Source organism: Adhaeribacter rhizoryzae, assembly GCF_008629685.1.
GTDB classification, from domain to species: Bacteria; Bacteroidota; Bacteroidia; order Cytophagales; family Hymenobacteraceae; genus Adhaeribacter; species Adhaeribacter rhizoryzae.
In genome coordinates, this window is sequence record NZ_VWSF01000001.1 from 138,752 (window position 1) to 163,185 (window position 24,434).

Consider the following 24,434-nt stretch of genomic DNA (forward strand, 5'->3'; position numbering starts at 1 on the left):
AAAACCTGCTCGCTAAAAAAATACGAGAATATTTACGACCTAACAGGTATGCTGCTGGTCCGTAAAATAAAGATGCTGTTGCCGCTGCCAAAATATTTGAATACGCTTTTTATGCAGTAACTTTAAGATTCTCAAAAATAAATGGGAATATCAGGCGTTTATTTGCGAGACAGCACAAATTTGCTTAAATCTGTACCCGAAATTTCAAAGAAGGCATAGTTATTGAATTAAACCAGCCGGTTGTTGTTGTACAGCCAGGGAATCAGTTATAAATATTTAATTTTAGTAAAAGTAAAAATCAATGAAAAGGAGTTTAACAAACTGTTTTAAGGCGGCCGGCGTACTGGCAATTGTTATGGGGTCGTTTGCATTTACCGGTAAAACGGTAAATCCTACAACCGAGGTGTATCAGGCCGGCGGTGCTGCTGCTTTAAAAGGCAAAGCCCTGATGGATAAAAGCGACTGTAATGCTTGCCACTCGGTAGATAATAAAATTGTTGGTCCGTCTTTTAAAGAAATTGCCCAAAAATACAAAAGCGATAAAACGGCCGTAGCCAAGTTATCCGAAAAAATTATTCAGGGTGGTGCAGGTAACTGGGGCCAAATTCCAATGAGCCCGCACCCGCAAATTTCGCAAGCCGATGCTGGCGAAATGGTTAAATATATTTTATCGTTAGCTCCTGGCGCTACACCGGCAAAACCAGCTACTCCAGCCAAACCAGCCACCAAGGCTCCGGTTAAAAAAGGCTAATTAAATATTTTTATTAAACTGATTTAAAGGCCGGCACAAAAGTGCCGGCCTTTTTTTTAGCCGTTTCAATTGGTTTTCCGTTTCAGAAAGTTAAAATATAACCTTATGAAAGCAATTATCCTGAACGAACCCGGCGAACCTGACAATTTACAGTTGCAGGAAATAGAAAAGCCCACCCTAAAGCCAAACGAAGTATTAATTAAAGCCAAGGCTTTAAGCATTAATCCGGTAGATATTAAAACCCGGAAGGGCAAAGCGCAATATGGCCAGCTACGAACCGAGCCACCCGTTATTTTGGGTTGGGATATTTCCGGCGAAGTAGTAGAAGTAGGAAATGAAGTTAAAAAATTTAAGGTGGGCGATGCTGTTTTTGGCATGGTAAACTTCCCGGGCCACGGCAAAGCTTACGCCGAATACGTGGCGGCACCCGAAATACATCTGGCCTTAAAACCCGAATCTATCTCGCACCAGGAAGCGGCGGCGGCTACGCTGGCGGCCCTAACCGCCTGGCAGGTTTTGGTACAACAGGCCAAAATTAAACCGGGGCAGCGGGTGTTTATACAGGCCGCCGCCGGTGGCGTGGGCCATTTTGCGGTCCAGATTGCCAAACACATTGGTGCGTATGTTATTGGCGTGGCATCTGGGAATAATGCCGATTTCTTAAAAGAATTGGGTGTGAATCAGCATATTGATTATACCCAAGAACAGTTTGAGGAAGCATTACCCGTTGTAGATTTTGTGCTGGATAGCCTGGGCGGCGATATGGTATCCCGTTATTTTAAAATTCTGAAAAACGAAGCGCAACTAATAAGTATTGTAGGCGGTGTAAACGAAGAAATGAAAAAAAGAGCCGATGCCTTACACATTAAAGCTGCTAATTACCTGGTACACTCTAGCGGCGACGATATGCAAAAGCTGGCTGAGTTACTGGCGACGGGTGTTCTGAAAGCCCACGTATCGCAGGAATTTTCGTTTGAAAATATTGCCGATGCGCACCGCCAGATAGAAACCGGCAAAACCCGCGGCAAAGTGGTTATTAACCTGGATTAAGGTTGCTATATTAAAGCAATATTCGCTTCCCCGGCAGGGCCTGGTGCAAACTTTAAAAAGTAACACGTTGTCGGCAAAATCAGAATTTTAGAAGAAAGAAAAAATTTAAAAATGGATTTAAAATTAACCGGCAAAACCGCTTTAATTACCGGTTCCACGGCGGGTATTGGTTTTGCCATTGCCAAACAATTAGTAGCCGAAGGCGCTAACGTGGTGGTAAATGGCCGCACGCAAGAGCGGGTAGAAGCCGCAATTTTAGAATTGAAAAAAGATAATCCGGCCGCCAATGTAACGGGCGTAGCCGCCGATTTCTCGAAAGCCGACGAAGTAACCGCTCTTACGCAACAAGTACCGGAAGTAGATATTTTAATAAACAATGTCGGAATATTTGCGCCCACCCCATTTACCGAGATTACCGACGAAGATTGGTTTCGGTTTTACGAAGTGAATGTTTTAAGTGGAGTACGGCTTTCCCGTTTTTATTTTCCGAAAATGCTGCAGGCCGATTGGGGACGCATTATATTTATTTCGAGCGAATCGGCGGTGCAAATTCCCGAAGAAATGATTCATTATGGCATGACTAAAACGGCGCAATTGGCTATTAGCCGCGGATTGGCAGAGTTAACCAAAGGTACCAACGTAACTGTAAATACCGTTTTGCCCGGCCCTACCAAATCAGAAGGTGTAGGTGATTTTGTAGCCAGTCTGGCAAAGGCGCAAAATATTACCCCCGAGCAAGCCGAAATCGATTTTTTTAAGAATGCCCGCCCTACCTCAATTATTCAGCGTTTTGCAACCGTAGAGGAGATTGCTAATATGGTTACTTATGTAGCCAGTCCGCTTTCGTCGGCTACCAACGGTGCCGCCTTACGCGTTGATGGTGGCGTAATAAAAACCGCGGTTTAAATATTTATTGAACTAATAAGGACAATCCCTGATAATTCTGAAAAACTTATTTCCGGAAGAAAGCTCATTTCTTATAAGAATCAGCGGTTTAATTTTTTATAGTAATTCCAAACAGATAAAGTAGAGATTATATTGCCCGCACTTGTCATTCAGGAGGAACCTATTTAGCTGATTCAGTATCAGTTGCTATGTAGAAATCAAATTGAGAAACGATTATAATTAAACTCAATCTCAACGTAATTTTGCCAATAGCACCAGCTTTTGAATCCGCCAAATAGTTTCCTCCTGAATGACAGCTGTGGATTACTTAATTTCTACTTTTTAGCATTTACCTAACATCAGGTAATTACTACATGTACCGAAGAATATTTAAACTATTAAAAACCAGTATTTTGACTCGGTTTGCAACTAAATTATAATTCGATTGTTCGTTTTTCTGCGTTGCTTTGAATAGCCGCTTCAATGATTTGAATGCCCAGCATGGCTTCCTCTGGTTTAACGGCCAGCTCTTTTCCTTCGCGGATGGCTGCGTAAATGCTGTTGTAATATTGCGAATAGTTGCCCGGCAAAGTTTCGATGGTGCCCTGGAAATGCAGGCCGTTTAGTTGGGTATTGAGAAGCCCCCAGGTACTTTTGTCTTCCATGCCCCAGTTAGGTTCGGTGGGCAACTTACCGGCTTTCAGGGCGTCTTCCTGTGGGTCGAGGCCGTATTTTAAAAAAGTGCCTTCGGTGCCGTGCAAAATATAGCGCGGACCAGGTTCGCGAACCAGGTAACTCGATTTTAAGGTAACCCGCAGGTTGAGGGTAGGGTAGAAGAGCGTAATGTGGTAATAATCGTTTACCTGGCCGCCCGGCCGCTGAATGCCTAACTCCGCCGAAACCGTAGCGGGTTTACCAAACAGTGCCAGCGCCTGGTCTATCATGTGCGAGCCCAAATTATACAATATGCCGGAACCCGGACCAGCTTCTTCCTTCCAGGTATTCGCCTCAATGTAATTCCGGTAACGGTCGTAGTGCGCTTCGTAATCTACCAACTTGCCCAGCAAATTTTGCTTTACTACCTGCTGCACCGTTAAACAATCGCCGTCCCAGCGCCGGTTCTGAAACACGCTTAACATCCGGTTATTGGCCTTGGCAATATTTATTAGGGTTTGAGCATCCTGGCTCGTAACCGTAAAAGGTTTTTCCAGGATTACGTGCTTGCCGGCTTCTAAAGCTTGTTGCGCCATGCTCAAATGCAGCGCATTAGGCGTATTTATTACCAATAATTCTAGCAAATTATCTTGCAGAAGTTCCTCAAAAGTTTTAACTACTTTAACCTCCGGATACCGCTCCTGCGATTTATTAGCCGAGCGTTCCAGTACAGTTTGCAATTTAAAACCTGGGTGGCTCGAAACCAGCGGAGCATGAAAAACTAATCCGGACATGCCATAAGAGGACAGGCCAACGGTAATGGGGGCAGCAGTTTCGTTCACAGGCGAAAGGTTTTTAATTCAACGGCTAAAAATAAAGAAGTCTTTTCTATTTTTACAGAATAAAATATTTGCAGCCTGGTAGTTTACCTGATTTTAGTAAATGCATTTGGTTCTTACACCCAGGAGTTTTGCTTATATTTAAATAGATTTACCTTATCAATCCTCATGTTAAGATTTACTTTAATATTATGCTTGGCGGTATGTCAGGTATTTTTAGCGGTTGCCCAATCGCTGCCCAAACCCACCCCGCGCCAACTAGCCTGGCAACAACTCGAAACCACGGCCTTTCTGCATTTTACCGTAAATACCTATACCGATAAAGAGTGGGGCGATGGCACCGAAAGCCCGCAAATATTTAATCCGGTAAATTTTGATGCAAATAAAATAGTGGCAACGCTGAAAGAAACCGGTTTTAAAATGGTGATTATTACGGCGAAGCACCACGACGGCTTTTGCTTGTGGCCTTCTAAAGTAACCAAACACTCGGTAGCCAGCAGTCCCTGGAAAAACGGTAAAGGCGATGTGGTAAAAGAAATTGCCGAGGCCTGCAAAAAACAAGGCGTAAAGTTTGGGTTTTATTTATCGCCCTGGGATCAGCACGAGCCTACTTACGGCACCGCCAAATACAACGATTTTTACAAAACCCAATTACGCGAACTCCTAACGAATTACGGCGAGGTATCGGAAGTTTGGTTTGATGGTGCCAAAGGCAAAAATGCGAAAAACATGGAATACGATTTTAACGGCTACTGGGCTTTGGTGCGCCAGCTACAACCGAATGCCGTATTGTTTTCGGATGTGGGGCCGGATGTGCGCTGGGTAGGTAACGAATCGGGAAATGCCGGCGAAACTTGCTGGTCTACTATTAATACTACCGGCATGGCCCCCGGCAAAGCCGATCCGAAATATTTAAATACTGGCGACCCGAACGGTAAATTATGGATTCCGGCCGAAACCGATGTTTCTATCCGGCCGGGCTGGTTTTACCATGCTGCCGAAGACAGCAAAGTAAAAACCGGTAAGCAATTAGTTAATTTATATTATCAGTCGGTGGGCCGCAACAGTTTGCTTTTACTAAATATTCCGCCCAACCGCCAAGGGCTTTTAGCTGACGCGGATGTAGCCAGCTTGCGGGAGTTCCGGACTACCCTAAACGAAACGTTTAAAACCAACTTATTAACTACCCAAAAAAGCAATAAAAGCCTGACCGATAATAAACTGAATACTTTTGTAACATTGCCCGTAGGCCAGTCTATTGTTTTTAATTTAGGTAAAGCTACCACTTTCGATCGGGCCATGTTCCAGGAAAATATTGCCGACGGTCAACGCAACGAAACTGCTTTACTCGAATATTGGGATGGCAGCAAGTGGCAGAAAATAAACGAGTTTACGACCATCGGGTACAAGCGCCTGCTTCGCTTCCCCGAAGTAAAAACCGATAAAATAAGGGTTACCATTATAAAAGCCAAAGAACCCGTGCAGCTGGCCGAAGTAGGTTTGTTTAAAGCTTCCGCCAAAGAATAATTTTGAATATTTATTACTGATAAAACAGAAACGCCGGGCTCTTGTCCGGCGTTTCTGTTTTAAGAAGCTGTTGAGCATTATAATAATTTGCTAGTCAGTAGCTCGCAGCTCTTGCATTGCCCGGGTGCTTTAGCCACGGGTTTAAGAAATATTCCCCTGGCTAAAGTCAGGGGCAATTCAAAGTTAAGCGATTGGAAAAAGGTGTATGTAGTAAATCTTTTTTCTTAGCCTGCATGCTTGTGGCATATTTTAAAATAATATCTATCTGCTCGCGCCAGCTTGTAGCTGGTGTGTCCTGATGAAAGGAAGTTTTTAACTTCCGGCCAGTTGAAAACTGGCCCTTATCAATAGACGCAAGTTACGCTTCGCTAAACTTACGCCAGCAGCACCACTAAAAAGCTTCTAAGTATAAATCAGGTTTAACCTTTCTGCGGCTGCGACCACTCGGCCAGCCAATCCACCAATAAGGTCGTCCAGCTTTTGAGGGCGGGGTTATCCAGGGCCATGCCTACACCGTGGCGACCGTGCGGATAAACGTGCAGGGCAAACGGTACTTTGTTTTTAGAACAGGCGGCGGCAAAACGCAAACTATTCTCAACGGGTACGCCGGCATCATCGGCGGTATGGAACAGGAAGGCCGGCGGGTTTTGCGCGGTTACCTGCTGGTCATTGGAGAATTGTTGCAATAATTTTTCGTCGGCATCTTTTCCTAATAAAGCTTCGGCGGAACCTTTGTGGGCAAATTCCTGGAAAGAAATAACCGGATAACCCAGAATAACGCGGTCGGGCCGGGCCGAAACCTTGCCGGCTAAATTATCCTGCGGGTCTTTAAATAATTCGGGTTGGGTAGCTACGGTTGCCGCCAAATGGCCGCCCGCACTAAAGCCCATAATACCAATGCGGGCAGCATCAATATTTAACTCTGTAGCCTGGTTGCGCAGCAACCGGATGGCCCGGCAGGCATCGGCGTAAGGCAAGGTGTGCTTCTCCGGCGAAATATGATACGTTAACACGGCGCCTACTATGCCTTGCGCGGCAAATAGTTCGGCTAAGGGTTGCCCTTCGTGCGGAGCCAGGTTGCGGTAGCCACCGCCGGGACACACCACAATGGCCGCCCGCTTTTGCGTGGTAGTTCCTTCGGGAATAAATAATTCCAGCCGCGGCCGGCCAAATTTTTCGTGTACCTGGTTGTTCGGCGATTTATCGGCCCACAGGTTTATGGTTTTGCGCACTACTTTCGGTTTAGGATTTTGGGTTTCGGGGGCAGCAGTAGCGGGTAGCGAAGCCAGGCCCAGTGCGCCCACCAAAAGTGAACTGTCTTTCAAAAATTGCCGGCGGTTTTTAGAAGCCATATATTTTAGATTAATCGTTAAGTTTCTTCCGGGGCTTAATTTAATTTTTTTTGCTTATTACACCTACTAATTAAGTTTATTACTTACGCTGCCACAAACCAGGCATATTAAATATTGGCATTGGCTTTTTAAAATATTATTTTTAAGTTAAAGCGATATTATATGCTTGTACCGGAAATTGCCTGCGTTTATTAGGAAGTTGGCAGAAATACAACCTTACACCGTCCGAACTTTATGGAAGTATCAAAACTAACGCTTGGACATACTTTTTATGGTGATACAGGAGAGTTGTCAGGACTCGTTCACGATTATCTTCTTACAAAAAACGACACTTGTTTTTTTGTAGTTGAACTAAAAATTTATGGTAAAAATAAAGTCCGGGAGTTTTCTAGCTTACAAACAGCCTTAAAATATTCACGTTATCATAATGTAGTTTACAGATTTATAGAGTACACAGACTTAGATGAGAGACGTAGAATTTTAGTTATACATAATGTATATTTTAGCAACAAGAATATCGGTTACCAGAATTTTTATGGAATAGGCGGTGATTGGAAGTTGTTTGTGAATGACATGGACGACATTGTTGTACAACATATACAATTTCCTAAAACTAATATTACTGTAAGGTTTAGAGAATTTCCACGTGGAAGTGAGTTTTACCTTCACTTAGGTTGTTTAATTTATGTCTTGACTAATTACAAGCTTGATACAGAGAAGGAAATTAAATCCACTTTCCAACAGATAATAGATTGTGTACTGAAGTAGAGCTACATCCAACAATGGGTTTGTTAAAGTTGGGCTGGACGAGTTAAATTTAAACTGTAAAACATTAATTAAAGTGTCAAATGAATGAAGCTGTAATTTTTAAATATCTAACCTTCAAAAGTCAGAAAACATTAATCTTAATCTTAATAAAAAGGCTAGTTGCAGAAATAATATTTTAATACAGCATATTTTTTAGCATAAGTTAATTTAGGAAGACTACTATTTAGCTTACCATGCAATATTTTTAAACCTAAATCTAAAATATTCACCACAAATATTCCCTCATTAAATAATGAACGATTCTAACTATTCCCGCCGTCACTTCCTTACTACTTTGGCTGCTGCCGGCGCGGCTTTGCCTTTTGCCGGTTTGGCGGCTAGTACAACCCCTAAAATTGTGGCGGCTAATAATATTCAAATTTGTGTATTTTCGAAACACCTGCACTGGTTGCCTTACGCCGAGATGGCGAAAGCCGTTAAAAAAATGGGTTTCGATGGCGTAGATTTGTCGGTTCGGCCCGATGGCCACGTGGTGCCGGAGCGGGTAACCGAAGATTTGCCCCGGGCCGTAGATATTATCCGGAAGGCTGGCTTGGAAGTGCCCATGATTACCACCGCCATTACTGATCCCGCCGATAAATATACCGAACCAATTGTAAAAGCCGCCAGCAAGGCCGGTATAAAATATTATCGCACCGGCTGGTTAAAATACGATAATAACCTGGGGGTAATCAAAAGCCTCGAAAAATATAAGCAACAGATTGCAGGTTTGGCCGCCTTAAATCAGAAATATAATATTCACGGGGCTTACCAAAACCATACCGGCACGGGCGTAGGCGGTCCGGTTTGGGATATCTGGCATTTAATAAAAGATTTGGATCCGAAATATTTTGGCTGCCAGTACGATTTAAAACACGCTACCGTAGAAGGTGCAAACTCTTGGATTCATGGGTACGATTTAGTGAAGAATCATGTAAAGACGGTTGATATAAAAGACGTGGCTTGGCAGAAGAAAGGTGATAAGTGGCAAGCCGTAATTGTACCCTTGGGCGAAGGTATGGCCGATTACAAAACATTTTTGGGCTTGCTGCAACGCGATAATTACGCCGGCCCCATGTCTATTCATTACGAATACCCCTTGGGTGGTGCCGAATCAGGTAAAAAGCAAATATCTGTGGCACCCGAAGTAGTATTTACCGCCATGAAACGCGATTTGGAAACCCTGCGGGGTATGCTGAAGCAAGCTAATTTATAATTTTCTTACTAACTGCATTTCACATTTAGATTAACGCGCTGCAATAGTTTTGTTGTGAAAATATTTTCCGGATTATTTAGTTTAATTGGCTTCAGAAGAATAGGCACTGTCGCGGCTTGGGCTTTGCTGTTGCTGCTATTAGAAGCCTGCACGGTAACTCCAAAAGGAAATGCCAGGTATGCCGGGCCGGATTGGACCAGTTATGCCGGCGATGATAGCAAAAGTCGCTATTCTACCTTAACCCAGATAAACAAGCAAAACGTTAGTCAGCTTAAATTAGCCTGGACTTACCGGTCCGGCGATATTTCGGAAAAACCAATTTCTACGATAGAATGCAACCCGTTAGCTATAAACGGGGTGTTGTATGCTACCACCCCCACGTTGCATTTAGTGGCCCTGGATGCTGCTACCGGCAAAGAATTATGGCGTTTTAAGCCGTTACCCGATGCTTTATTAAAAGAACTGCGCGAGAAAGAAAAAATAAATATTCAGCCGGGGTATAATTATTGGGTGAACCGGGGCGTAACGTATTGGGCAAAAGGCAAGGATAAACGGATTTATTACAGCGCCGGAATTTATTTGTTTTGTGTAGATGCCCGCACCGGCCAATTATTAACCAATTTCGGCGACCAGGGCCGTATTGATTTAAGGCAGGGCTTGGACCGGGATATTACCGGTATGCATTACAACAGCACCACACCGGGCGTTATTTACCAAAACCACTTAATTATGGGTTCCACGGTAGGCGAGGGGCCGGATGCCGCAGCCCCCGGTTTTGTACGCGCTTTCGATATTCATACGGGTAAACTAAACTGGGTTTTTCGTACTATTCCGCGCGCCGGCGAATTTGGGGCCGAAACCTGGGAAAATAATTCCTGGAAAATTGCCGGCGGGGTAAATGCCTGGGGCGGCATGAGCCTGGACCAGCAGCGCGGTATGGTGTTTTTAGCGACCGGTTCACCGGCCTGGGATTTTTACGGTGCCGACCGGCCCGGTCAGAATTTATTTGGCAACTGTGTTATTGCATTAAATGCCGCTACTGGCGAGCGCATCTGGCATTACCAAATTATTCACCACGACATCTGGGATAAAGATTTGCCCTGCCCACCCAACTTAGTTACCGTTACGCACAACGGCCGCAAAATAGATGCAGTGGCCCAGGTAGCTAAAACTGGCTACGTATATGTATTTAACCGCAGCACCGGCGAGCCGCTTTTCCCGATTGAAGAAGTACCCGTACCGGCTTCGGAAGTTCCCGGCGAAAAAGCCTGGCCTACGCAACCCATTCCTATTAAACCAGCGCCTTTTGCCCGGCAAGGCCTCACCGAAAAAGATTTAACCCAGTTAAACCCCGAAGCGCAGCAATATGCCCGGGAGGTATTTCGGAAATCAACCAGCGGCGGGCAATTTACACCCATTAGTTCGCAGGGCACTTTAATCATGCCGGGGCTATTGGGCGGGGCTAACTGGAGCGGTGCGTCCTTCGATCCGGAAACGAGCTATTTGTATATAAATGCGAATGAATTGCCTAGCCTTATTACCTTAGCGCCAAACGAGAAGGTCAAACCTTACTCTTACCGCCATACCGGTTATAACCGTTTCTGGGACCCGGCGGGCTACCCGGCTATTACGCCACCTTGGGGCACGCTTACGGCCATTAACCTGAATACCGGCGACTTTGCCTGGCAGGTTCCCTTAGGCGAATTTGATGAACTAACGAAAAAAGGCATTCCGCCCACCGGCGCGCCTAATTTGGGGGGCACCCTCGTAACCAAAGGCGGTCTGGTATTTATTGCCTCTACCAAAGACGAAAAATTTCGGGCGTTTGATAAAGCTACTGGTAAAGTTTTGTGGGAAGTAACTTTGCCCGCCGGCGGCTATGCCTCACCGAGTACCTACGAAGTAAACGGCAAACAATACGTGGTAATAGCCGCCGGTGGCGGCGGTAAAATGGCTACTAAACCCGGCGATTATTACCTGGCCTTTGCCTTGCCTTAATATTATTGCCTTAAAAGTAATTGAAAGCTTAGAAATGCTAGTCTGGATGGGGACTTCAAAGTTTGAGATATAGCCTTTATATATTATTGGGGTAAACATAAAGAAGCCGCCGGTTCATGAACCGGCGGCTTCTTTATGTTTAAAACTATTTTTAGGAGTTACAATCTTAAAAGATAGCTATTTAATCGCAGTGGCCCGGACCAGTAACGCCATTGTTGTAAGCGTCTAATATTCCCGCCCATTGTGTTAATTGGTCTTTGCTGACTGCCGTTTGAGTTGGCATATTATTCTTAAAGAAGTTTGTTGCATTATTGTAGGCGGTCATGACGGAAGTCGGCATGGAGGCTCCACTTTTCAGGTTAAGGGTAGCTGCTACATATTGGTGCGCTAATATATAATAAGCATTACCCCTTGGCTGTACATCAAAAATAGAAAGATAGGTTTCACTACTACTGAAAAACTGCGTTGTAGCTAAATTGCCCCAATTAGGATCAGCCTTTTTAGAGCCGGGAGCGTGGTTTTTCCAGTAGCCTTGGGTTTTGGTGCAGCCGGTTTCCGGAATTTCCCGGTCGAAATTAATATTATCGATAGCGCCGGACCCGTTTACCGAGGTAGTTCCCAAATGCACTTCCATTCTGGCTACGCCGGGGGTGTTTTTTAAATCAACCACTTGGGAACTGGCATTGCCAGCGTTAGGTACCGGAATGTTGGTGCCTATTTGCATATTGCTGGCATTAAATAATTTAATAAAAGTGCCATCTTCTTCGTTATCTAAAAATACCAGGTTTTTCAAAGTAACTGTTCCCAGCGAAGAAAAGTCGACGTACATAACGCCACCCCAGGCCCAATCGTCAGGCACATCGTAGCGGCTGTTATGGTTTATGATTAAAGCATTTCCTGTATTAGATGCTGCATCTAAATCGCCGTCGTCGCTTATTCTACTGCCCCCCGGAATAGAGGCATCAGGCACCGAAACCGGTTTATTGTTGGTATTAAAAAGATTAGCCCGGTTTTCAGCTGAATATTCACCAGGGTTTGCAGGAGACCAGTTAGGAACAAATGATCGCTGAATTCCTCTAATGCCAATGATAGCGCCTCCGTCGGAGGTGGCAGCGGTTACAAAATTACTTACCCGGGTAACGCCATAGTCGAAACTAAGCATGTCGCTGGTCATGGCTTTTTCCGACGACGAAATTTTATCAAGTTCTTTTATGCTTTGTTCCTCAGGACTACAAGCATAAAATAATGAAACAGCGGCTGCTAAAAAGCAGGATTTAAACAGATTTGCCTTCATAGGAGTTTAGGTATAGTTAAAGTGGAAAATACAAAACCAGAAGTATTTGAAACAGCACTTTAAGATCCGCTAACTGCAATGCCTAATTCACCTACCTATAACAGGTAAAATGTTGCTCCTTATCTTTTAATAAAACTTATATACTAATATAGGAATTATTTAACCATATTAAATTAAATTGCTTATAAAAAAACTTGAAATTAAATAATTAAGATAGTGATTTATAGAATTAATATTGTATAAAATTGTATTATTTATTATTGTGCTTCCTGTTTAATGTTTAAATAAATATAAATTTATTACTTATTTAATAAGGGTATAAATATACATTTAAGCAAAAAGAAGCTTAAGGAAGTCAGAAATAAAGGCTAGGTAAATACTTATGCTGAGCTTAGTACTAATTAGCTATTTTTTTCAGGCTTCCGAAGTGATAAGTACTAGTTCTTACCAGTATTTAGAATTCTGAAAATTAGACTACGTGTTAAAAGAATGCCAGGCGGTATTAAATATTACCTGTAAGTTTTAATGCGGGGTTAACTTGTAGCAGCACTTACTTTTTATAATAAGTACAGTTTATAACCGGATAAGTGAATATCTGCCCATAAAAAAACCGGCAGATGTTTTATCTGCCGGTTCTTGAAAATCAGACTAATTTTTAAGATTAAGATTCTTCAACGATCAATCTGGGCAATGGGCAGGGCCAAGTTTGCCATTATTGTAAGCATCTAAAATACCAGCCAATTGCGTAGCTTGCGCATGCAGTGCTTTATTACCATCTACCTGGGCTGGTGTATAGGTATTAAAGAAAGCAGTAGCTTGGGTATAGGCAGCTTGTACGGATGCCGGGGCAGAAGCAACTTTCAGGTTTAAGGTAGCTGCTACGTACTGGTGAGCTAGTATGTAGTAAGCATTACCTTTTGGTGGTACATTCAGGATAGAGTAGTAGGTATAATTGCTCTTGAAGAATTTAGTTCCTTCCAACTGACCCCAGGTTTTATCGTAGTGCTTAGAATTAGAAGCATGATTTTTCCAGTAGCCTTGGGTTCTAACACAGCCGTTTTTAGGTGGTTCGGGGCAGAATACAATATTATCGATAGCGCCGGAACCAGTTGGGCCGCTGCCCATTACCACTTCCATTTTTACCACACCGGTAGTGTTACCTAAATTAACGGTTTGTACACTGCCATCGCCTGTTGCGGGTACCGATATGGTATTCAGCAGAACACCACCAATGCCGTACAAATAAATTTTGGTGCCAGTTTCTTCATTATCCAGGTAGGTGAGCGAAGTCAGCATAACTGTTCCCAGCGAAGAAAAATCGACAACTAATTTAGAACCATTGGCAAAGTCATCTGGTACTGAAGCTGTACCGGTATGGTTGGTAATCAGTACATTGCCGGTTTCGGCCATCATTAGGTCAGTATCATCGCTGCCAATTACAGGCGTTGTACCGGTAGTATTTAACAGGTTAGCAAAAGAAGTAGTACCATAGGTGGTGCCACCGCCAATTCTTCTAAAGCCTTGCACACCAATATTAGCGCCGTAAAGACTTTTTACGCTGGTAACAAAACCAGAGGCATCACGGGTTACGGTTTGCTCAAATGTAATTATATCGCAGGGCGGCTGTACCTGCGGACAGAAATGAATATTATCGATAGCGCCGGAACCAGTAGTGCCGCTACCCAAAATAACTTCCATTCTTACTACGCTGGCAGTATTACCTAAGTTAACGGTTTGTACACTGCCATCGCCCATAACAGGTACGGGCACTGTTTTAATTAACACATTGGCTGCGTTGTACATATTTATTACCGTATTCTTCTCTTCATTATCCAGGTAAGTGAGTGAGTTTAGAGTTACTGATCCCATAGAAGTGAAATCCAGAACCAGTTTAGAACCGTTGGCAAAATCATCCGGAATAGCTGAATTATCGGTTTGGTTTACAATCAGCACCTTGCCGGTTTCGGCCTGCATCAAGTCGGTATCGTCGCTGCCGCCGGGGTTAGTACCGGTAGTGTTAAATAAGTTGGCATAATTAGTAGCAGTGTAACTACTGCCGCCGCCAATTCTTCTAAAGCCTTGCACACCTATTGTTTGTCCGCCGGCACTTGCCACATTGGTAACAAAGCCATTGCTGCCACGCGTTGCAGCATGCTCAAAAGTAATTACATCGCAAGTTACAGCAGCATCAGATTTACTATCTGTGGCAATAGTAGGGGCAACCTGTTCGTCTGGGCTACAAGCATAGAGCAATAATAAAGCGGCTGCCAGAATGTTGGTTTTTAGGAGTTTTTTGTACATAAAGATTTGTGATTAAATTGTGGATAATAGTATTTTACTCACCATATACATGGTGTTAATTCCGGTAACGGAGGTGTAAATAAAATTCAGGAATTATATTGTGATTAATACAATTGTAAATAAATAACTTTATATTTCCTAATTTTTAAACGATTTTATTCGTAAAAAGTTTATAAAATAAATAAAAATACTTATATAAAAAGTGTCTTAAATTTTGTTTAAGAGCAGTATGGTAAACAGTAAACACAATTAGGTGCAGAAGATTTGAAAAAACGGTTTCGTTAAACAGTGTATTAAAAAGTCCTATATTTTTTAGCTGTTTTTCTGATAGTAGTGGTAAAGCATTAAAAATGTATTAACCAACTTTAATTAGTTGTTTAATTTACCTTAAACTAAATATTAATGCGCCAGAAGCACCATAAACTTGCTTGTGCTGCAGTTTACAATTGAATTCATTTTTTCTTTCAGAAAAAGCCTTTAAGCTTAAGTAAAAAGGGGTAATAATTTCTTGAACATGGGGTTAAGCAAGCTCATTATTCAGCTAAATTCCTTTTAGCATAATATTCCTGTAATCATTATTGCCTTCCATTTGGGAAAAGGTTGTTTAATTAACTTAGCCGGTTTAAACAAAAACTTATATATTACCAAGCCGAAAATCTGCTAGTAAATAGTTTTCAGCAGGGTAAGTTTTCTATTGAAATATTCTAGTAAGATGACTATGCTTGTTAGATGTTTTTTAATCAAATAAAAATTATATAAAGCAATACATATAAATCGCTTCTATCACCACAGATGATTTCAATCAACACCACGCTACAACCCGCCGATTTGCAGAGCCCGCTGCAAAACTTTTGGGAGTTATCGGGCCAGAAAGTAAACCTGATTCAGCAACAATACGATGTAAGCAAAGGCTCGCCGGTTTTTACGGTACAGGGCCGCTACACCACCCGCGGCTGGACCGAATGGACCCAGGGTTTCCAGTTTGGATCGGCTATTTTGCAGTTTGATGCTACCGGCGAGGAAGAGTTCCTGAATTACGGCCGCCAGAATACCTTAAACCTGATGGCCCCGCACGTTAGCCACATTGGGGTACACGACCACGGTTTTAATAACGTAAGCACTTACGGCAACTTGCTCCGGCTGATGCACGAAGGCAAAACGCCTCACAACGAATGGGAGCAGAACTTCTACGAACTGGCCCTGAAGATTTCCGGTGCCGTACAGGCCAGCCGCTGGACGACCACCAAAAACGGCGGCTTTATTCATTCCTTTAACGGTCCGCATTCTTTATTTGTCGATACCATTCGTTCCTGCCGGGCCCTGATGGTCAGCTACCGCTTGGGTCACCAGTTTCAGGCAGAGAACGATGTAAAGATTAACCTGCTCGAACGGGCTTTGCAGCATTGCCACGCTACCGCGCAATATTCCGTTTTCTACGGTGAGGGCCGCGACCGCTACGATATTTGGGGCCGTACTGCCCACGAAAGCATCTTTAATACCAAAGACGGTAATTTCCGCTGCCCCGGTACCCAGCAGGGTTATTCTGGCTTCAGTACCTGGACCCGCGGCATGGCTTGGGCTATGTGCGGCTTTGCCGAAGAACTGGAATTTTTGCAAACCATACCCGACCAGGATTTAACCCATTTAGGAGATAGGCAAGTAATAGAAGAATTCATGCTGAAAGCCGCCCAGGCTACTTGCGATTTTTATATAGAGCAAACCCCCACTGATGGCGTGCCTTACTGGGATACCGGTGCCCCTAACCTGCATAAATTGGGCGATTATTTAAACCAGCCGGCCAACCCTTATAATAACCAGGAGCCCGTAGATAGCTCGGCGGCCGCCATTGCCGCACAGGGCTTGTTAAGATTAGGGCGTTATTTGCAGCAAACGGGCCAAACGGAAGCCGGTAATAAATATTGGCAGGCCGGCCTTACCGTTTTGCAAACGCTTTTGCAGGAACCATATCTCAGTACTGACCCCGCCCATCAGGGTTTGTTGTTGCATTCGGTATACCACTGGCCTAACGGCTGGGATAACGTGCCCGAAGGCAGTACCATTCCGTACGGCGAGTCGAGTATGTGGGGCGATTATCACATTAGGGAAGTCGCGCTTTACCTGCAAAAAGTTATAAACCAGGAGCCTTATTACACCTTCTTTAACTGCGTAAAATAATGGCCCAGGCGTTAACTGATTTTTCAAGGTTATGTGTGCACACCATTACCACCAAGCCCTGGCCCCTGGAGAAAGCGGCTAAAGAATTTTCGGCGGCCGGTGTTAGCGGCATAACCGTTTGGCGTGATACCTTAGCTGGCAAAAATATTGCCCAGGCTCGTCGGATGCTGCAAGACCTGAACCTGGAAGTGGTATCGTTGTGCCGCGGAGGTTTCTTTCCGGCCCGCGAGGCCGCCAAAAAACAAGCTGCCATCGACGATAATTTAAAAGCCATCGACGAAGCCGCAGCCTTGGGCGCGCCCCACGTGGTGTTAGTTTGCGGAGCCGTGCCGGGGCAACCCTTAACCGAATCGCGGAAGCAAATTCAGGAGGGCATTGCCGCCTGCCTGGACCATGCTGCCGCCGCTGGTGTAAAACTAGCCATCGAACCCTTACACCCCATGTACGCCGACGACCGCTCGGCTGTAAACACCCTGGCCCAGGCCAACGACATGGCCGAAGCGCTAAATTCCCCGTGGGTAGGCATAGCCGTAGACGTGTATCATTTGTGGTGGGACCCGGACCTCGAAAACCAAATAAAACGCTGCGGCCAGAACGGTAACTTAACGGCCTTTCATATCTGCGACTGGAATACCCCCACCACCGATTTGTTAAACGACCGGGGCCTGATGGGCGAAGGCTGTATCAACCTAAAGGAAATTCGCGGCTGGGTAGAAGCTACCGGTTTTACCGGTTACAACGAGGTAGAAATATTCTCGCATAAATTCTGGGCCCAAGACCAACACCAGTTCCTGAATAAAATAAAAGAAGCTTATTTAAAGCATTCTTAATTAAAGGAGTTCTGGCTTTTGCTGGCGCGAGGCTCCGCCTCGTGTCGACTTTCTTCCGGCCTCTGGCCGCTAATAATGTTTAGAAAATAAATTTCTTTCGGCCAGAGGCCAGAGGATAAAAGGCACGAGGCGGAGCCTCGCGCCAGCAATACTTAAACAAAATAATTTAAAAAATATTACCCCGCAACGGAATAATATTGGCGGGTGCATCAACAACGATTTACTATCCGAGCGGTCAGCGAGTTTAAATCGTCTTGATTCTTTTGGAACTCCTTCCCTTGCTAAGGGAAGGTGCCCGAAGGGCGGAAGGGTCTGTCTCATCAAGGAGAAAAGTAAGGCCCAGCCGGCGAGGCGAAAGCTGGCAAATAGTAAAGCTTATAAAATCAAAAATGGCTCTAAAATTTAAGAAGCTTAAATAACTTTTAACTCTAAACTCTTAACTATTTACATGACCCCAACCATCCACCAAGTAGGCATTATCATGAATGGCGTAACGGGCCGCATGGGCACCAACCAGCACCTGCTGCGCTCCATCGTAGAAATAATCAAACAAGGCGGCGTAAAAGTCAGCCCTTCAGAATTTATTATGCCCGACCCGGTGCTGGTCGGCCGCGATGCTATTAAGCTGAAAAAGCTCGCCGATATTTCGGGCGTAAAGAAATTTACCACCGATCTGGACAGCGTGATGAACGACCCAAATTACCAGATTTATTTCGATGCCCAGACTACCGGCCGCCGGGCAGACGGCGTGCGGCAGGCCGTAAAAGCCGGCAAGCACGTTTACTGCGAAAAACCAACTGCCGTTAGGACCGAAACTGCCATGGAACTGTACCAACTGTGTAAAGAAGCCGGTATTAAAAATGGCGTGGTGCAGGATAAACTCTGGCTACCAGGTTTATTAAAGTTGCAACGATTAATTCAGAACGGCTTCTTCGGCGAGATACTGTCTGTGCGGGGTGAGTTTGGTTACTGGGTGTTCGAAGGGCATACCATACCGGCCCAGCGGCCCTCGTGGAACTACCGCCAGGAAGACGATGGCGGAATTATTGTGGACATGCTTTGCCACTGGCGTTACGTACTCGATCATATATTTGGTAAGGTAAAAGCTGTTTCCTGCTTAGGCGCTACCCATATTCCGGAGCGGATTGACGAGCAGGGCAAACCATACAAAGCCACCGCCGATGATGCTGCTTATGCCACCTTTGAACTCGAAAACGGCGTAATCGCGCAGTTTAATTCTTCCTGGACCGTGCGGGTGCGTCGCGACGATTTGTTAACCCTGCAGGTAGATGGCACCAAAGGTTCGGCGGTAGCTGGGTTGCGCGAGTGCTACACCCAACACTATGGCAATACCCCCAAACCAACCTGGAACCCCGATATTCCGCAGCCGATAAATTTCTTTGAGGGTTGGGCCAAAGTACCGGAGCAGGAAACTTTTGAAAACGCTTTTAAAGTGCAATGGGAATTATTCCTGAAGCACGTGGTAAAAGACGATCCGTTTCCGTGGGATTTACGCGAAGGCGCCAAAGGCGTGCAACTCGCAGAAAAAGGCCTGGAAAGTTGGGCCAAACGCTGCTGGGTAGATATTCCGGAGTTATAAGCCTTCTTTCTTACCTTAAAATAATTCTGTCTTATTATATTCCCTTCGGTTTCAAGTTCAGAGTACCTGAAACCGAAGGGAAATATTTAGCTTAAAAATATTACATGAAGCGAGTAGCATTTATTACCGGTGGCAGCCGGGGTATTGGTTATGGCATTGCGGCGCAACTGGCCTTGGCCGGGTTCGATTTAGCCATTAATGGGGTGCGGCCGCTGGAAGCCGTTACCGAAGCTATAGAAGGGTTGAAATCCAGAGGAAGTGATGTAATTTATGTGCAGGGCGATGTAGCTTCACCGGATGCCCGTACCCGGATGCTGGACGAGATAAAGGAATATTACGGCCGTTTGCACGTGCTGGTAAATAATGCCGGTATTGCCCCCCGCGAACGCAAAGATATTCTGGAGGCCACGGAAGAAAGCTTTAGTCATTTGCTCCAAACCAACCTGCAAGGACCTTATTTTCTGACCCAAGCCGTAGCCAACTGGTTTATTCAGCAGCAAAGCCAAGCCGATAACTTTTCCGGCTGTATTGTAAATGTATCATCTATTTCGGCTACAGTGGCTTCGGTAAATCGCGGCGAATATTGCATAGCTAAAGCCGGCCTGAGCATGGCTACTCAATTGTGGGCTACCCGCCTGGGCGAGTTTAATATTCCGGTGTACGAAGTGCGCCCCGGTATTATCCGCACCGACATGACTGCCGGCGTAACCGATAAATACGACAAACTCATTGCTGAAGGCTTAACTGTACAAAAACGGTGGGGAACCCCCGAGGATGTGGGCAAAGCCGTGGCGGCTTTGGCCAAAGGCGATTTTCCTTATTCCACTGGCCAGGTAATCATGGTTGATGGCGGCCTTACCTTATCGCGCTTGTAAAATATTGAGGCACGCAACTCAAACCTGACAGCAATAGCTTGCACCTGGCAAATATGAATTAATAGATCTGAAGTAAAGAAAACAGCCGAAACAGTTAACTCAATATTCCTTTTTTACCCGAAATCCGGCTAAAGTTACCCTAATCCTTTTGTCAGGCTTAGAAAATTACTTAAATTATTGGGGCTTAAATGCGCCAACCGAAAACGTAACCACCACTTAAATTAAAATTTGTATGACAGCCAACGCTCCCCTCCGGCACCTTCTGAAAATACCTGTAATTGTAGCGGCGCTCGGGTATATGGTAGATATGTACGATTTATTTCTGTTTAATATTGTGCGGGTGCCGAGCCTGAGAGATTTGGGTTTAACCCAGGAAGAATTGTTTACCAAAGGCGCTTTTATCTTAAATGTGCAGATGGCCGGCATGTTGCTGGGCGGTATTTTATGGGGCGTGTTGGGCGATAAAAGAGGCCGCCTTTCGGTGCTGTTTGGGTCTATTTTGCTGTACTCGCTGGCCAATATTGCCAACGGCTTTGTAGCCACTTTCGACCAATATTTATTTCTGCGTTTTATTGCCGGAATTGGTTTGGCCGGCGAACTCGGAGCGGGCATAACCCTGGTTGCCGAAATATTGCCCAAAGAAATCCGGGGTTACGGTACCACGCTGGTGGCTACTGTGGGCGTATTGGGGGCTATTCTGGCTTATTTTGTTGCCGATATTTTTAGCTGGCGAACTTCTTACTTTGTGGGCGGCGGCTTAGGTTTGGTATTGCTTTTAATGCGGGTAAGCGTGTTTGAGTCCGGAATATTTCTGCATCTAAAAAACAAACACGTTAAGCGTGGTAATTTCCTGATGCTGTTTTCGAGTTGGGCGCGGTTCTCTAAATATATGAGTTCTATTCTGGTGGGTATGCCCATCTGGTTTGTGTCGGGGGTATTAATATTTTTCTCACCGGAATTTGGGCAGGCGCTGGGCGTAACCGAACCCGTAGTGGCCGGTAAGGCTGTGATGCTGGCTTTTGCGGGGCAGGTACTCGGCGATATAATTAGCGGTTACCTGAGCCAAGTGTTTCAAAGCCGTAAAAAAGGCATGCTGGTATTTATGCTGGGCTCTTACGCCATGATGCTCGTGTATTTACTCACCACTACCCAAAGCCTGACTACTTTCTATATTATTTGTGCCTGCTTAGGTTTTTTCAACGGGTTCTGGACTTTGTTTGTAACCATTGCCGCCGAATTATTCGGTACCAACCTGCGGGCTACGGTAGCCACCACCGTCCCTAATTTTGTCCGGGCTTCGGTTATTCCTATTTCAACTTTGTTTTTACTAGCCAAAGGCGAGTGGGGCATTACCAACGGCGCCATTGCGGTCGGAACACTTGTGATGGCTATCTCTTTGCTGGCCCTGTGGCGTCTGGAAGAAACCTTTACCAAAGATCTGAACTACGCCGAAGAAGATGCCCCAGCGTTGGATCTGGCCGTGCCGGAAGTAAGCAGCCCGAGAGCTTTAACCAAGAAGTAGCCGGACATAAGTGTATAATTTTGTCGATTGAACTTAAAATATTAGAGCTTTAGAAGCTTGAGTATCCCACTCGTGTCATTCAGGAGGAAACTATTTAGCAGGTAGCCAACAAGTTTCCTCCTGAATGACACGAGTGGGTGCAAAGTACTTGATAAGTAAATATTGGTTAAATGCGGCTAGATAATAGTTGTCCAAAACAATGCTCCCAGTAAAATAATGATTCTCACCAGTTCTGCCCAAAAGTACCATTTATCATTTTTTCGTCTGTTTCTCTTATTAATAATCGGAATCAGTTGCAGCCCAAACAGTTTTGCCCAGAAATCCACAACCGCTAATTGGGTACAATTCGTTGATCCGCTGATTGGTACCGGGCTGGCCACTACCGCCAGCGCCAAGGCCCACAGCGAAGCCCAATCGGAATTAAAAGGCCAGACATTCCCGGCGGTGGGCGTACCGTTTGGCATGACGCACTGGACACCCCAAACCCGTACCACCGAAAGAAAATGCATCTCGCCCTATTATCATGCCGATACGAAAATATCAGGCTTTCGGGGCAGCCATTGGATGAGCGGCTCGTGTACCCAGGATTACGGCAGCGTTACCATTATGCCTACTACCGGCGCCGTAGAAGTTAACCCCGAAAAATATGCCTCAACCTACAGCCACACTACCGAAAAAGCTTCGCCGGCTGCTTATACCGTAACCTTAGCTGATTATGCCATTGATGCCCAAGTAACGGCTACTTCCCGGGCCGGTTTGCTGCAATTTAAGTTTAACAAAGCCGCCGATCAGGCCCCCATTATTATTTACCCCAACAGCGACGAAGGCCAGGCCAGCTTAACCATTAATGCGAGTAAAAACGAAATTAGCGGCTACAACCCGGTGCACCGTATTTACCAGGGGCAAGGCAAGCCGGCCGGGTTCAGCGGTTATTTTGTTATTCAGTTTAGCAAGCCTTTTAAAAGTGCTGGTACGTTTCGCGATGGTTCTGTTACCAACCAAACTACCGTTAACGGCGAAGGAAAAAGCGTTGGCGGGTATGTAACTTATGCGGTAAAAGCCGGCGATATTATTCAGGTAAAAGTAGGCACTTCTTTTACCAGCGTAGCCGAAGCACGCCGGAATTTAGAAGCCGAAATAACTGGCTGGGATGTAAATAAAGTAAAAAATATTGCGGCGTCGGCCTGGAACAAAGCTTTAGGCACCGTGCAGGTAACCGATAATAATACCGAAAAGAAAAAGATATTTTATACTGCCCTGTACCACGCCATGCTGCTGCCGCGCGTTTACAGCGATGTAAGCGGCACTTACCCGGCTTTTGCGCAGCAATACAAAACCGAAAAAACCAACAGTTTTGAGTATCACGGTGATTTTTCGTTGTGGGATACTTACCGCGCCGTGCATCCATTGTACGTATTATTGCAACCCGAACGCGCCCGCGCTATGGTTAATACGTTAATTTCGATGTCGGAGAGTGGCGGCTGGTTGCCCAATTTTCCGTGCTGGAACAGTTACACCTCAGCCATGATTGCCGACCACGGGGCTTCGGTTATTGCCGATGCTTATATTAAAGGCATCCGGGGTTTTGATGCCGAAAAAGCTTACCAATTTATGCGCAAAAATGCGCTGGAACCCGCCGGGCCGGAAGATTACGCCGATGGCCGGGGCCGCCGGGCTTTACCTTCTTATATCAAGTACGGTTACATACCCATGGAAGACTCGGTGTGGCAGGCATTTCACAAACGGGAGCAGGTATCGCGCACCTTAGAATACGCCTACGACGATTTTGCCGTAGCCCAACTGGCTAAATCCTTAGGTAAACAACCAGATTACCAGCTATTTCTGCAACGAAGCAACAACTACAAAAATATTTATGATAGCCAATCGGGTTTTATGCGGGGGCGCCACGCCAATGGAACCTGGTACAAAAATATTAACCCAAACAAAAAAGAAATATATATTACCGAAGGTACACCCTGGCAATATACCTACTCGGTGCAGCAAGACGTGCCCGGCCTGGTAAACCTGATGGGCGGCAAAGAAAATTTCGGTAAACGATTAGATGCTTTTTTTGATCAACAACAATACTGGCACGGCAATGAGCCCAGCCACCACATTGCTTATTTGTTTAACTACGCCGGCACCCCCTGGAAAACCCAGCAAAGAATAAACGAAATCAGAACAGCCGAATACGGCAGCGGCCCCGGCGGCATCAGCGGCAACGACGATACCGGCCAAACTTCGGCGTGGTACGTGTTTAGCGCTATTGGTTTTTACCCGGTTACACCCGGTACACCTTATTATATAATAGGTACCCCGCAGTTTAAAGAAGTAAGTTTACCGGTTAGCAATAACCGCACTTTCCGCATCGTAGCCGAAAATCTTTCTCCAGAGAATATTTATATACAAAGTGCCACTTTAAACCAGAAAGAATATAATAAGTCGTATTTACGGCATAATGATATTTTGGCAGGTGGTGAGTTAATTTTTAAAATGGGGAATAAGCCAAGTAAAGATTGGGCGAATGCTATTATAGGTACGCTAACAGATTAAAACTTTCGGAATATTTAAGAAAATTTTTGGGCCTTTTTTAAGATAACTAAAAAGTAAATCATTTAGAATATTTCTAATTAAATATTAAAATAATTGTGTTTCTGACACTATTAAACGGCTTGATTGGCCGTTTTTTTTATTTATTGTAATTGTTGTAAATACAAGGGTCTAATAATACCAATAAGTCGATAGAGAATATTAAATT

17 protein-coding genes are annotated in these 24,434 nt (G+C 44.9%); 13 read left to right on the forward strand and 4 right to left on the reverse strand.

Annotation, left to right across the window (positions count from 1 at the left end; genetic code table 11):
* The first annotated feature begins 301 nt into the window (after positions 1 to 301).
* The 3 genes from F0145_RS00470 (at position 302) to F0145_RS00480 (ending at position 2,707) form a co-directional block, all read left to right on the forward strand.
* The gene (locus F0145_RS00470; RefSeq protein WP_150086104.1) at positions 302 to 751 is read left to right on the forward strand and encodes a c-type cytochrome; all 450 of its coding nucleotides are present in this window, start codon (positions 302 to 304) and stop codon (positions 749 to 751) included.
* Positions 752 to 856: 105 nt separating this feature from the next.
* Positions 857 to 1,801 carry an NADP-dependent oxidoreductase gene (locus F0145_RS00475; RefSeq protein ID WP_150086105.1) on the forward strand — a complete coding sequence of 315 codons (945 nt, stop codon included), beginning with the start codon at positions 857 to 859 and terminating at the stop codon, positions 1,799 to 1,801.
* A 111-nt stretch (positions 1,802 to 1,912) separates the two neighbouring features.
* Positions 1,913 to 2,707, forward strand: coding sequence for an SDR family NAD(P)-dependent oxidoreductase (locus F0145_RS00480; RefSeq protein WP_150086106.1), 795 nt, complete (start codon positions 1,913 to 1,915; stop codon positions 2,705 to 2,707).
* Positions 2,708 to 3,120: 413 nt separating this feature from the next.
* Here the strand turns inward: F0145_RS00480 and F0145_RS00485 are convergent, their stop codons facing one another.
* Complete coding sequence (locus F0145_RS00485) at positions 3,121 to 4,182, reverse strand: oxidoreductase (RefSeq protein WP_223815752.1); 1,062 nt, start codon at positions 4,180 to 4,182, stop codon at positions 3,121 to 3,123.
* Positions 4,183 to 4,347: 165 nt separating this feature from the next.
* Here F0145_RS00485 and F0145_RS00490 point away from each other — a divergent pair, with 165 nt between their 5' ends.
* The gene (locus F0145_RS00490) at positions 4,348 to 5,706 is read left to right on the forward strand and encodes an alpha-L-fucosidase (RefSeq protein WP_150086107.1); all 1,359 of its coding nucleotides are present in this window, start codon (positions 4,348 to 4,350) and stop codon (positions 5,704 to 5,706) included.
* A 419-nt stretch (positions 5,707 to 6,125) separates the two neighbouring features.
* Here F0145_RS00490 and F0145_RS00495 read toward each other — a convergent pair whose 3' ends face one another.
* Positions 6,126 to 7,058, reverse strand: a complete 933-nt coding sequence (locus tag F0145_RS00495) for an alpha/beta hydrolase (RefSeq protein WP_150086108.1) — start codon at positions 7,056 to 7,058, stop codon at positions 6,126 to 6,128.
* Between the two features lie 234 nt (positions 7,059 to 7,292).
* Between F0145_RS00495 and F0145_RS00500 the strand changes: the two genes are divergently transcribed.
* The 3 genes from F0145_RS00500 (at position 7,293) to F0145_RS00510 (ending at position 11,079) form a co-directional block, all read left to right on the forward strand.
* A complete protein-coding gene (locus F0145_RS00500) occupies positions 7,293 to 7,826 on the forward strand; it encodes a hypothetical protein (protein WP_150086109.1) in 534 nt (177 codons plus the stop codon).
* Positions 7,827 to 8,118: 292 nt separating this feature from the next.
* Positions 8,119 to 9,081: a sugar phosphate isomerase/epimerase family protein gene (locus tag F0145_RS00505; RefSeq protein ID WP_150086795.1), complete on the forward strand. Its 963-nt coding sequence runs from the start codon at positions 8,119 to 8,121 to the stop codon at positions 9,079 to 9,081.
* A gap of 54 nt (positions 9,082 to 9,135) precedes the next feature.
* On the forward strand, positions 9,136 to 11,079 hold the full coding sequence (locus F0145_RS00510) for a pyrroloquinoline quinone-dependent dehydrogenase (protein ID WP_223815753.1): 1,944 nt from the start codon (positions 9,136 to 9,138) through the stop codon (positions 11,077 to 11,079).
* Between the two features lie 181 nt (positions 11,080 to 11,260).
* On the opposite strand, the gene F0145_RS00515 is transcribed toward F0145_RS00510, so the two are convergent.
* Both F0145_RS00515 and F0145_RS00520 read right to left on the reverse strand, forming a co-directional pair.
* Positions 11,261 to 12,373, reverse strand: a complete 1,113-nt coding sequence (locus tag F0145_RS00515; RefSeq protein ID WP_150086110.1) for a hypothetical protein — start codon at positions 12,371 to 12,373, stop codon at positions 11,261 to 11,263.
* Between the two features lie 678 nt (positions 12,374 to 13,051).
* Positions 13,052 to 14,674 carry a hypothetical protein gene (locus F0145_RS00520; protein ID WP_150086111.1) on the reverse strand — a complete coding sequence of 541 codons (1,623 nt, stop codon included), beginning with the start codon at positions 14,672 to 14,674 and terminating at the stop codon, positions 13,052 to 13,054.
* A 792-nt stretch (positions 14,675 to 15,466) separates the two neighbouring features.
* Between F0145_RS00520 and F0145_RS00525 the strand changes: the two genes are divergently transcribed.
* From F0145_RS00525 to F0145_RS00550, 6 genes are all read left to right on the forward strand, one after another.
* Positions 15,467 to 16,849, forward strand: a complete 1,383-nt coding sequence (locus F0145_RS00525; RefSeq protein WP_150086112.1) for a glycoside hydrolase family 88 protein — start codon at positions 15,467 to 15,469, stop codon at positions 16,847 to 16,849.
* Positions 16,849 to 17,679: a sugar phosphate isomerase/epimerase family protein gene (locus F0145_RS00530; protein ID WP_150086113.1), complete on the forward strand. Its 831-nt coding sequence runs from the start codon at positions 16,849 to 16,851 to the stop codon at positions 17,677 to 17,679. The genes F0145_RS00525 and F0145_RS00530 overlap by 1 nt, the downstream gene beginning before the upstream one ends.
* A 448-nt stretch (positions 17,680 to 18,127) precedes the next feature.
* Positions 18,128 to 19,279: a Gfo/Idh/MocA family protein gene (locus tag F0145_RS00535; RefSeq protein ID WP_150086114.1), complete on the forward strand. Its 1,152-nt coding sequence runs from the start codon at positions 18,128 to 18,130 to the stop codon at positions 19,277 to 19,279.
* 104 nt (positions 19,280 to 19,383) lie between these two features.
* On the forward strand, positions 19,384 to 20,154 hold the full coding sequence (locus F0145_RS00540) for a 3-ketoacyl-ACP reductase (RefSeq protein ID WP_150086115.1): 771 nt from the start codon (positions 19,384 to 19,386) through the stop codon (positions 20,152 to 20,154).
* A gap of 232 nt (positions 20,155 to 20,386) precedes the next feature.
* Positions 20,387 to 21,676 (forward strand): MFS transporter, encoded by a 1,290-nt coding sequence (locus tag F0145_RS00545; RefSeq protein ID WP_150086116.1) that lies wholly within the window; start codon positions 20,387 to 20,389, stop codon positions 21,674 to 21,676.
* A 216-nt stretch (positions 21,677 to 21,892) separates the two neighbouring features.
* Entirely contained in the window at positions 21,893 to 24,229 is a 2,337-nt protein-coding gene (locus F0145_RS00550) for a GH92 family glycosyl hydrolase (RefSeq protein ID WP_150086117.1), read from the forward strand.
* Positions 24,230 to 24,434 lie beyond the last annotated feature (205 nt).

Coding starts and splice junctions, on each gene's coding strand:
- F0145_RS00470 (WP_150086104.1), top strand. CDS start 302: ATGAAAAGGAGTTTAACAAACTGTTTTAAGGCGGCCGGCGTACTGGCA.
- F0145_RS00475 (WP_150086105.1), top strand. CDS start 857: ATGAAAGCAATTATCCTGAACGAACCCGGCGAACCTGACAATTTACAG.
- F0145_RS00480 (WP_150086106.1), top strand. CDS start 1,913: ATGGATTTAAAATTAACCGGCAAAACCGCTTTAATTACCGGTTCCACG.
- F0145_RS00490 (WP_150086107.1), top strand. CDS start 4,348: ATGTTAAGATTTACTTTAATATTATGCTTGGCGGTATGTCAGGTATTT.
- F0145_RS00495 (WP_150086108.1), bottom strand. CDS start 7,058: ATGGCTTCTAAAAACCGCCGGCAATTTTTGAAAGACAGTTCACTTTTG.
- F0145_RS00500 (WP_150086109.1), top strand. CDS start 7,293: ATGGAAGTATCAAAACTAACGCTTGGACATACTTTTTATGGTGATACA.
- F0145_RS00505 (WP_150086795.1), top strand. CDS start 8,119: ATGAACGATTCTAACTATTCCCGCCGTCACTTCCTTACTACTTTGGCT.
- F0145_RS00515 (WP_150086110.1), bottom strand. CDS start 12,373: ATGAAGGCAAATCTGTTTAAATCCTGCTTTTTAGCAGCCGCTGTTTCA.
- F0145_RS00520 (WP_150086111.1), bottom strand. CDS start 14,674: ATGTACAAAAAACTCCTAAAAACCAACATTCTGGCAGCCGCTTTATTA.
- F0145_RS00525 (WP_150086112.1), top strand. CDS start 15,467: ATGATTTCAATCAACACCACGCTACAACCCGCCGATTTGCAGAGCCCG.
- F0145_RS00530 (WP_150086113.1), top strand. CDS start 16,849: ATGGCCCAGGCGTTAACTGATTTTTCAAGGTTATGTGTGCACACCATT.
- F0145_RS00535 (WP_150086114.1), top strand. CDS start 18,128: ATGACCCCAACCATCCACCAAGTAGGCATTATCATGAATGGCGTAACG.
- F0145_RS00540 (WP_150086115.1), top strand. CDS start 19,384: ATGAAGCGAGTAGCATTTATTACCGGTGGCAGCCGGGGTATTGGTTAT.
- F0145_RS00545 (WP_150086116.1), top strand. CDS start 20,387: ATGACAGCCAACGCTCCCCTCCGGCACCTTCTGAAAATACCTGTAATT.
- F0145_RS00550 (WP_150086117.1), top strand. CDS start 21,893: ATGATTCTCACCAGTTCTGCCCAAAAGTACCATTTATCATTTTTTCGT.